The 8,548-nt window shown below is 42.8% G+C and carries 8 protein-coding genes; all 8 read left to right on the top strand.

Going from position 1 to position 8,548, the window contains the following annotated elements:
* Positions 1–187: 187 nt before the first annotated feature.
* The 8 genes from WMO43_RS03675 to WMO43_RS03710 all read left to right on the top strand — a co-directional run bounded on the left by WMO43_RS03675 (position 188) and on the right by WMO43_RS03710 (position 8,264).
* Positions 188–529, top strand: a complete 342-nt coding sequence (locus WMO43_RS03675; RefSeq protein WP_353530011.1) for an HAD family hydrolase — start codon at positions 188–190, stop codon at positions 527–529.
* Between the two features lie 3 nt (positions 530–532).
* A complete protein-coding gene (locus WMO43_RS03680) occupies positions 533–787 on the top strand; it encodes a hypothetical protein (protein WP_353530013.1) in 255 nt (84 codons plus the stop codon).
* A 91-nt stretch (positions 788–878) separates the two neighbouring features.
* Complete coding sequence (locus tag WMO43_RS03685; protein ID WP_353530015.1) at positions 879–1,961, top strand: hypothetical protein; 1,083 nt, start codon at positions 879–881, stop codon at positions 1,959–1,961.
* Between the two features lie 14 nt (positions 1,962–1,975).
* On the top strand, positions 1,976–4,447 hold the full coding sequence (locus WMO43_RS03690) for an ATP-dependent Clp protease ATP-binding subunit (RefSeq protein ID WP_353530018.1): 2,472 nt from the start codon (positions 1,976–1,978) through the stop codon (positions 4,445–4,447).
* Between the two features lie 106 nt (positions 4,448–4,553).
* Positions 4,554–4,967, top strand: coding sequence for an endosialidase (locus tag WMO43_RS03695; RefSeq protein WP_177963250.1), 414 nt, complete (start codon positions 4,554–4,556; stop codon positions 4,965–4,967).
* A gap of 59 nt (positions 4,968–5,026) precedes the next feature.
* Positions 5,027–6,391, top strand: coding sequence for a DNA repair protein RadA (radA, locus tag WMO43_RS03700; protein WP_353530021.1), 1,365 nt, complete (start codon positions 5,027–5,029; stop codon positions 6,389–6,391).
* Between the two features lie 35 nt (positions 6,392–6,426).
* Entirely contained in the window at positions 6,427–7,077 is a 651-nt protein-coding gene (gene deoC, locus WMO43_RS03705; RefSeq protein WP_353530024.1) for a deoxyribose-phosphate aldolase, read from the top strand.
* Positions 7,078–7,124: 47 nt separating this feature from the next.
* Positions 7,125–8,264 (top strand): BMP family lipoprotein, encoded by a 1,140-nt coding sequence (locus WMO43_RS03710; protein ID WP_353530027.1) that lies wholly within the window; start codon positions 7,125–7,127, stop codon positions 8,262–8,264.
* Positions 8,265–8,548 lie beyond the last annotated feature (284 nt).

Raw genomic sequence — 8,548 nt, forward strand, 5'->3', positions numbered from 1 at the left:
CACCTTATATCATAAAATAATCTCAAGACGAAGGGGAGAACAAAAGAAGGCAGACGAAAGGAGATGTATTTTATGAAAGGATATGTTGTATCAGACGGTTACATGGGATATGTGAATGGAAAATATATGTTATTTGCAGATGAGGAAGATTATCGCGATTACATCGAAGATTAACAGGAGAGAAGCCATGAAAAAATATGAGATCATAGCGGTGGATTTTGATGGAACGCTGTGCAGCGATTGTTATCCGGATATCGGAAAGCCCAACCTACCATTGATAGAACTGTTAAAGGCATTAAAAAGAGAGGGCTGCCGGATCATTCTCTGGACCTGCAGGTGTGGCAGGGAATTAGAGCAGGCAGTACAGTGGTGCGAAGAGTTCGGACTGGAATTTGACAAAGTCAACCGGAATACAGATGAGATTTTAGAAAAATACGGAAGCGATTCGAGAAAGATTTACGCAGACGTATACATTGACGATAAGGCATGCTTTCCGTGGGAAGTCATGGCATACAAAAAGGAGGAATAAGAGATGACAGCAGGGATCATAGATTACAAATATAAAAAAGAAAAACAGGGGGTAGATTTAGAGACACTTTTTGTGACGGCACTTACCGCATTTACAGGAGGGATCGGGATCATTGCAGTGTTTGCGGTATTGACCGGTGCAGATATCTGCCAATGGAGTAAAAAGGGAATGGTTGGTACTTATTTGCTGCTTAGTGTATTGATTTGGGGAATCCTGCTTTTGCGGGAAATCAGGACACAAAAGCGTCACGATATTTAGGTTGACAGAAATCTACATAATTTCCTATAATAAGGATGTTCTAAAATAGAAAAAAAATCAGATATGAGATTTTATATGGAGGCATATACTTATGAGTAGGATCAGAAAAAAGAAATGGCTTGGAATAGGACTGGCAGTAGTGATGGGATTGTCTATTGCGGCATCAGATATGGGAATTATGACCGCTTTTGCAACAGGCAATAAAACAACTACAACGACAACAGCCAATACAACGGCAAACAATGCAAGATTTACCGTAAATGGAGCAGATTTAGTGGTTACGGAAAATCTGAATCCAAATAAATATCCAAAAGATTTTACAGAGACAAAGGTAGAATGTCAGGGAAGACAGTATAAAGGATTGAAATTCAGCAAAGCAGATATCAAACTGATCTGTCTGTTGAATCAGAAGACAGGAGCAGCGGCATATCATATCTATAACGATGCAGACCAGAGTGTATATCCGTTTATCCGAATTGAAAATGGGAATGATTATATCATTGCAATGCCACAGAGCATGATGGATGGTGCACAGGCTCCGGAGAGCTATGCCGAGACCTCTATGGAATTTGAAAAAGGAACGATACAGGTTTATCAGCAGGACGGTGCAGACACCTGCCTGATCTATGCTATGAACAGTGAAGGTCAAAAGGGATGGTATGAGTATCAGACTACAGATAAGACATATCAGGCATATGAAGTACAGAGTAGTCAGGAAGAGACACCGACAGATGGAGAAGAGCAGCAGGTAACCGATACTTCTTCGGAGAGTCAGGATAATTCTCAGAGTACGCAGTATGAAGAATTAAAGCAGGAAATGAAAAGCATGAAGACAAAATACTGTATGATCATTGCCGTATTGATCATTATCATTGCAGTATTGGTGATTCTTTTGATCAATACCCTGTTAAAAGGACCTAGAAACCCAAGAGACGAGTATGACGAAGAAGAACCGGACGAGGATTTCTTTGATGAGGATTTAGATCAGGAACCGGAGGAAGATTTCTTTGACGAGGATACAGACGAAGAGTCTGACGAATACTATTTTGATGAGGAGCCGGACGAGGAACCGCAAAAGGAATATCCAAAGGCACCAAAGAATGAACCGCAGGAAAAACCGGTAAAGAAAAAATACGAAAGTGATATAGAGATCATAGATTTAAATGACTTATAAAAGAGAGGCATAGTATGCAGAAACCATATACAAAAAAAGCAGAAAAGGTATTAGAGATCGCAAAAAAAGCATCCAGATCCATGCATCACAGCTATATCGGAACAGAGCACCTGTTAATAGGACTCCTGGGCGAAGGAAGCGGAGCAGCAGCGAAGGTTTTAAGTTCTGCCGGTGTAGATGAAGAGCGGATATTAGAATTGATCGAGAACCTGATCGCGCCATCCGGAAACGTGATCACAGCAGATGCAGGAGGCTATTCTCCAAGAACCATAAGAGTGCTTGAGAACGCAGCAAAAGAGGCAGAGCGTTTTAAAAATGAAAAAGTAGGAACAGAGCATCTGTTAATTGCATTGATCAAAGAAGCCGACTGTGCAGCAGTTCGTCTTTTAAATACCTTAGGAGTAAATCTGCAAAGACTCTATGTAGAGACCTTGACGGCAATGGGAGAGGATGTCAGTCTCCATAAGGATGAATTTCAGAATGGAAAATTAGCAAAGAAGAAGAATTTAGAAGCAACACCAACCTTAAACCAGTATTCGAGAGATTTGACACAGCTTGCCAAAGAAGGTGGATTAGATCCGGTGATCGGACGGGAAGAAGAGATGCAGCGTGTCATTCAGATCCTGAGCAGAAGAAGCAAGAACAATCCGTGTCTGATCGGAGAGCCGGGCGTAGGAAAGACAGCGGTAGTAGAAGGTCTTGCACAGAATATCGTATCCGGAATGGTGCCGGACAGTGTATTGAACAAACGTGTGGTAACCTTAGACCTGTCAGGTATGGTTGCCGGTTCTAAATATCGTGGAGAATTTGAAGAACGGATCAAAAAAGTTCTTGCAGAAGTAAAAAAAGCAGGAAATATACTGTTGTTCATCGATGAGCTGCATACCATCATAGGAGCCGGTGGAGCAGAAGGGGCCATAGATGCATCGAATATATTAAAACCGTCGTTAGCAAGAGGCGAGATACAGTTGATCGGAGCAACAACGATCGAAGAGTATCGAAAATATATCGAAAAAGATGCGGCATTAGAACGGCGTTTTCAGCCGGTTACGGTGGAAGAACCGGATGAAGAGCAGGCAGTGGCAATATTAACCGGACTGCGCCCGCAGTATGAAGCACATCATCATGTAAAGATTACCGATGAGGGAATCCGTGCAGCCGTACAGATGTCAGAGCGCTACATCAATGACCGGAATCTGCCGGATAAAGCCATTGATCTCATGGATGAGGCGGCTTCCAGAGTGCGGCTTGGAAGCTTTAAGACACCAAAACAGATGAAAGAAACAGAGCAGCGTATCCGTGAACTGGATATCATTTTAGAAGAAGCAGTCCGCGGACTTCGTTTAGGAGATGCAAAAGCAGCCCGTGAAGAAAAAGAAGAACTCTTAAAAAGGCATGCAAAGCAGATAAAAAAATATCATAAAGATGCCGAGAAGAAAGAGCCGTTAGTCAACGAAAACGAAATTGCAGAGGTAGTGTCCTCCTGGACAAAAATCCCTGTGAAAAAATTAACGGCAGATGAAAGTGCAAAACTTGCAAAATTAGAGAAAACACTGCACAAAAGAGTTATAGGACAGGAAGAGGCGGTAAGTGCTGTGGCAAAAGCAGTCCGCCGTGGAAGAGTAGGATTAAAAGACCCGAATCGTCCGATCGGTTCCTTCCTGTTTTTAGGACCGACAGGAGTTGGAAAGACCGAGATATCCAAAGCACTGGCAGAAGCAGTTTTTGGAAACGAGCAGGCAATGATCCGTGTAGATATGTCCGAATATATGGAAAAGCACAGTGTCTCTAAAATGGTAGGCTCTCCTCCGGGATATGTCGGATATGACGAAGGAGGACAGCTGAGTGAAAAAGTACGCAGAAACCCATATTCGGTCGTATTGTTTGATGAGATAGAAAAGGCCCATCCGGATGTATTCAATATTTTATTACAGGTCTTAGACGATGGACACATCACGGATGCCCAGGGAAGAAAAGTAGATTTTAAAAATACCATCATTATCATGACCTCCAATGCAGGAGCACAGTCGATCGTTTCGCCAAAACACTTGGGTTTTGGTTCGCAGGATGATGAAAAACAGAATTACGAATATATGAAGCAGGGTGTTATGGAAGAGGTCAGAAGGATCTTCAAGCCGGAATTTTTAAATCGTATTGATGAGACCATTGTATTCCATGCCCTTACGAAAGAAGACATGAAGCAGATCGTTACACTGTTAGCGAAGACATTAGTGGAGCGCTGCAGGACACAGATGGAGATCGAGCTGCATATCCGTGATTCCGTCAAAGCCTATATTGTTGAAACAGCATATGACCCGAAATACGGAGCACGTCCGTTGCGCCGGATGATCCAGAGTAAGATCGAAGATGCACTTGCAGAAGAGATTTTAGCAGGCAGGATCAAAAGAGGCGACCGGGTAGAGGTCGGACTAAAGAAAAAAGAAATTGTATTTGAAGTGCCAAAAAGCAAAGAAGTACAACCATAATGTTTCAAAAGTAGTATCGTAAAATTTACAAAATTACTAGCCACACAGACTGAAATATTATATAATGATCATATAAGCAGTTCACTTACAGGAGGAGAAGAAAGAAATGGGAGCAATCAGCGAATTGATTCGCACAGAAAAAGACGGAACCATCAGTTTTGGTGATTATACTTTGGATAAAAAGGCAAAGCTGGACAACTTTGAGCATGACGGTGATTTATACAAAGTAAAGACCTTTCATGAGATCACCAAATTAGAACGAAACGGAATGTTTGTATATGAATCTGTACCGGGAACGGCAGTAACCGAGCTTTCTGTGACAGATAACGGAGTCAGTTTTTCAGTAGAAGGACCGGAGGATGCGCAGATTACTCTGGAATTAGAAGAAAATGCAGAATATGAGATATTCATTGACGGCAGCAACATGGGAAAAATGAAGACGAATTTAGGCGGAAAGTTAAGCCTGAGCGTAGAGTTAGATGTAGTCAGCCAGGTAGCTGTCAAAGTGGAAAAATGTTAAAAGAAACGTCAGAAGACCCGAGAATTCGGGTCTTTTTCGCTCTATAGGAAAGGAGTAGTATGGCAAAAGGAAAAACATCCGTATACTTTTGTCAGTCCTGTGGATATGAGTCCTCAAAGTGGATGGGGCAGTGTCCGGGCTGCAAAGAATGGAATACATTTGTAGAAGAAGTCATAGATAAAAAACAGACAGAAAAAGTAAGAAAGCAGGCATCTGCTGCAAAGGTCAGCCACATTTCAGATATCTCCGTGGAAGAGCAGAGCCGTATGGGAACGGGATTTTTAGAACTTGACCGTGTCTTAGGAGGCGGGATCGTTCCGGGTTCTTTAGTTTTAGTCGGAGGAGATCCGGGAATCGGAAAATCTACACTGCTGTTGCAGGTCTGCCGGAATCTTTCGGTGGGCAAAGAAAAAATACTCTATATTTCGGGAGAGGAATCGTTGCAGCAGATAAAATTAAGGGCGGAACGTATGGGAGAATTCGGAACATCTCTTGCAATTCTTTGTGAAACCAATTTAGATATCATTCAGGAAGTCATCCGTCAGGAAAAACCAAAAGTTGTCATCATAGATTCGATACAGACTATGTACAATGAAAATGTATCCTCCGCACCGGGAAGTGTCTCGCAGGTGCGTGAATCCACATCGGTGCTGATGCAGATTGCAAAAGGGATGAATATTTCGATTTTTATCGTCGGTCATGTAACAAAAGAAGGAGTGGTTGCAGGGCCTAGGGTTTTAGAACATATGGTAGATACGGTGCTTTATTTTGAAGGAGACCGGTATGCGGCATATCGGATCTTGCGGGGAGTTAAGAACCGTTTTGGCTCCACAAATGAGATCGGAGTATTTGAAATGCGGGATATCGGTTTAGTAGAGGTGGAGAATCCGTCAGAATATATGCTGAGCGGAAAACCCAAAGGAGCGTCAGGCTCTGTGGTAGCCTGTTCCGTGGAAGGAAGCCGACCGATCCTTTTAGAGATACAGGCACTTGTCTGCAGAAGCAATCTTGGAATCCCAAGAAGGACAGCAGCCGGAACCGATATCAACAGAGTCAATCTGCTGATGGCAGTATTAGAAAAAAGGCTGGGACTCAGTATGTCATCCTGTGATGCTTATATCAATATTGCAGGCGGAATCCGTATGAATGAGCCGGCAGTGGATTTAGGGATTGTACTTGCCATGATATCCAGCTACAAAGACTGTGCGATACCGGAAGATGTGATCTGTTTTGGCGAAGTGGGATTAAGTGGTGAAGTCCGTGCGGTAAACATGGCAAAGCAGCGTGTCGCAGAGGCGAAAAAACTGGGATTTTCCACCTGTATTCTTCCAAAAGTGTCGTTAAAAGGACTTGAAGACATGAAAGGAATCCGGTTGATCGGTGTGGAGAATGTGCAGGAAGCAATGAGAAACATCTTACAGTAATCAGAAAGAATTAGAATAAAAACAGGAGAAAAAATATGGACAGACAGGAAATATTAAAAAAAGTGGACCATACACTGTTAGCACAGACGGCCACATGGGAAGAAATCAAAGAAATTTGTGACGATGCGATAAAATATCAGACCGCATCGATATGTATTCCGCCATCCTATGTAAAAGAGGCAAAAGCATATGTACAGGATCAGATGGCAGTCTGTACGGTTATTGGCTTTCCAAATGGATATAATACTACTGCGGTAAAAAAAGCAGAGACAGAGGATGCATTGAAAAATGGTGCGGATGAAATCGATATGGTCATCAACATCGGCTGGGTCAAAGACAAAAAGTTTGCACAGATCGAAGAAGAGATCAGAACGTTAAAAAAAGCATGTGGAACAAAAATTTTAAAAGTCATTATCGAAACATGCCTTCTGACCGAAGAGGAAAAAATACAACTGTGTGAAATCGTTACAGTATCGGGAGCAGACTATATCAAGACTTCTACCGGCTTTTCAACAGCAGGAGCAACACCCGTCGATATAGCGCTTTTTGCAAAGCATGTCGGCAAGGACATAAAGATCAAGGCAGCCGGTGGGATATCTTCTTTTGAGGATGCAGAAGAATTTGTCCGCCTTGGGGCAGATCGTCTTGGCACCAGCAGATTAGTAAAGATTCAGAAAGAAAGTTAGAAGTCAACTGATTTTACCGTACCGAAGAAAAAAAGGAGGGTAAGATCATGAAACATCGATATATAAAACAAAAAATAAAAGGGACACTCATATTCCTTATGGCGGTCAGCTTAAGCGCCTGTGGTGTCAAAGAAGAAAAAAACAGGCAGCAGGCAGAGGAGAATTCCGCAGATGAAAGTATCAGTAAGGACGGAACCTACGAGATCGCCTTTATAAGCGGTGAAGGTGAATTGGATGATTCCGGCTTTCATGAGAGCAGCTGGGAGGGCATCGCAGAGTATGCGGATGAGAACCGGATCACCTATAGCTATTACCGGCCGGCAAATGATACAAGGCAGGCACGGGAGGAAGCAGTGCGGACTGCCGCCAAAAAGGGAGCAAAGATCATTATTTCACAGGGATATCCCTTTGAAGAGGTGATTGCCCATATGCAGAATGAGTATCCGAAAATACAATTTTTAATGTTGGATGCAAAACCGCGTAAATCAGGACAAAAGGCGGAACTTGCATCCAATGTGCATTGTATTCTGTTTCGGGAAGAAGAAGCGGGATACCTTGCCGGTTATGCAGCCGTTTGCGAAGGCTATACCAGGTTAGGTTTTCTTGGAGGAAAAGAGATCGCACCCGTCCAGCGATATGGAAGTGGCTTTATACAGGGGGCAGAATATGCTGCTATGGAAATGGAACGGGAAATTACATTAAAATATCAGTATACAGACACATTTTTACCGTCCGATGAAGTGCAGCAGAAAAGTAAGGAATGGTACGAAGATGGAGTACAGGTGATCTTTGCCTGTAATGGGGGCGCATCTGTTTCCGTGATGCAGACAGCAGAAGAATTGGATGGGAAAGTAATCGGAGTAGATGCCGATCAGTCAGCGGTATCACCAACTGTTCTGACGTCTGCCGGAAAAAACTTAAAAGGAGCTGTGACCGAAGCGCTGGATACACTTTATGAAAACGGAGGCGTATGGTCAGGCAAGCAGGCAGGAAAAACGATCACACTGGGAGCAAAAGAAGAAGGTGTCGGTCTGCCACAGGAAGAAGAAGCGTGGCGTTTTGAAAATTTTACGCAGAGAGATTACCGGAAAATCTATCGTGGACTCAAACGAGAGGAACAGGAGATCTTATCAGGGAATGCAACCATGCCAAAGACGGAGAGAGTGCATCTGGAGCTTCCAGAATAGATGAATTTGTAGAAAAAAGATGAAAAATTGAAAAAAATAGAAAAAAATCAAAAAAGTGCTTGACATATGACGATACATGGTGCTATTATAAAGTTCCACCGCGCAAGAGCGTGGTGCTGAGAAATAAAAAAATGAAAAAACCTGTTGACAAACGCAGAAAGCTGTGATAGGATATAGAAGTTGTCGCGTAAGACAGCAGGACAGAGGACCTTGATAACTGAACAGTGAAATAACCTTGAAAGATTCAGAGAGAATAATTCAAAGAACAGCATCGAAAGATGCAC

It is taken from the genome of Maccoyibacter intestinihominis (assembly GCF_040096355.1).
GTDB lineage: Bacteria > Bacillota > Clostridia > Lachnospirales > Lachnospiraceae > Maccoyibacter > Maccoyibacter intestinihominis.

Excerpts from the sequence above, each read along its gene's own strand:
- WMO43_RS03675 (WP_353530011.1), top strand. The coding sequence starts at position 188 with ATGAAAAAATATGAGATCATAGCGGTGGATTTTGATGGAACGCTGTGC.
- WMO43_RS03680 (WP_353530013.1), top strand. The coding sequence starts at position 533 with ATGACAGCAGGGATCATAGATTACAAATATAAAAAAGAAAAACAGGGG.
- WMO43_RS03685 (WP_353530015.1), top strand. The coding sequence starts at position 879 with ATGAGTAGGATCAGAAAAAAGAAATGGCTTGGAATAGGACTGGCAGTA.
- WMO43_RS03690 (WP_353530018.1), top strand. The coding sequence starts at position 1,976 with ATGCAGAAACCATATACAAAAAAAGCAGAAAAGGTATTAGAGATCGCA.
- WMO43_RS03695 (WP_177963250.1), top strand. The coding sequence starts at position 4,554 with ATGGGAGCAATCAGCGAATTGATTCGCACAGAAAAAGACGGAACCATC.
- radA (WP_353530021.1), top strand. The coding sequence starts at position 5,027 with ATGGCAAAAGGAAAAACATCCGTATACTTTTGTCAGTCCTGTGGATAT.
- deoC (WP_353530024.1), top strand. The coding sequence starts at position 6,427 with ATGGACAGACAGGAAATATTAAAAAAAGTGGACCATACACTGTTAGCA.
- WMO43_RS03710 (WP_353530027.1), top strand. The coding sequence starts at position 7,125 with ATGAAACATCGATATATAAAACAAAAAATAAAAGGGACACTCATATTC.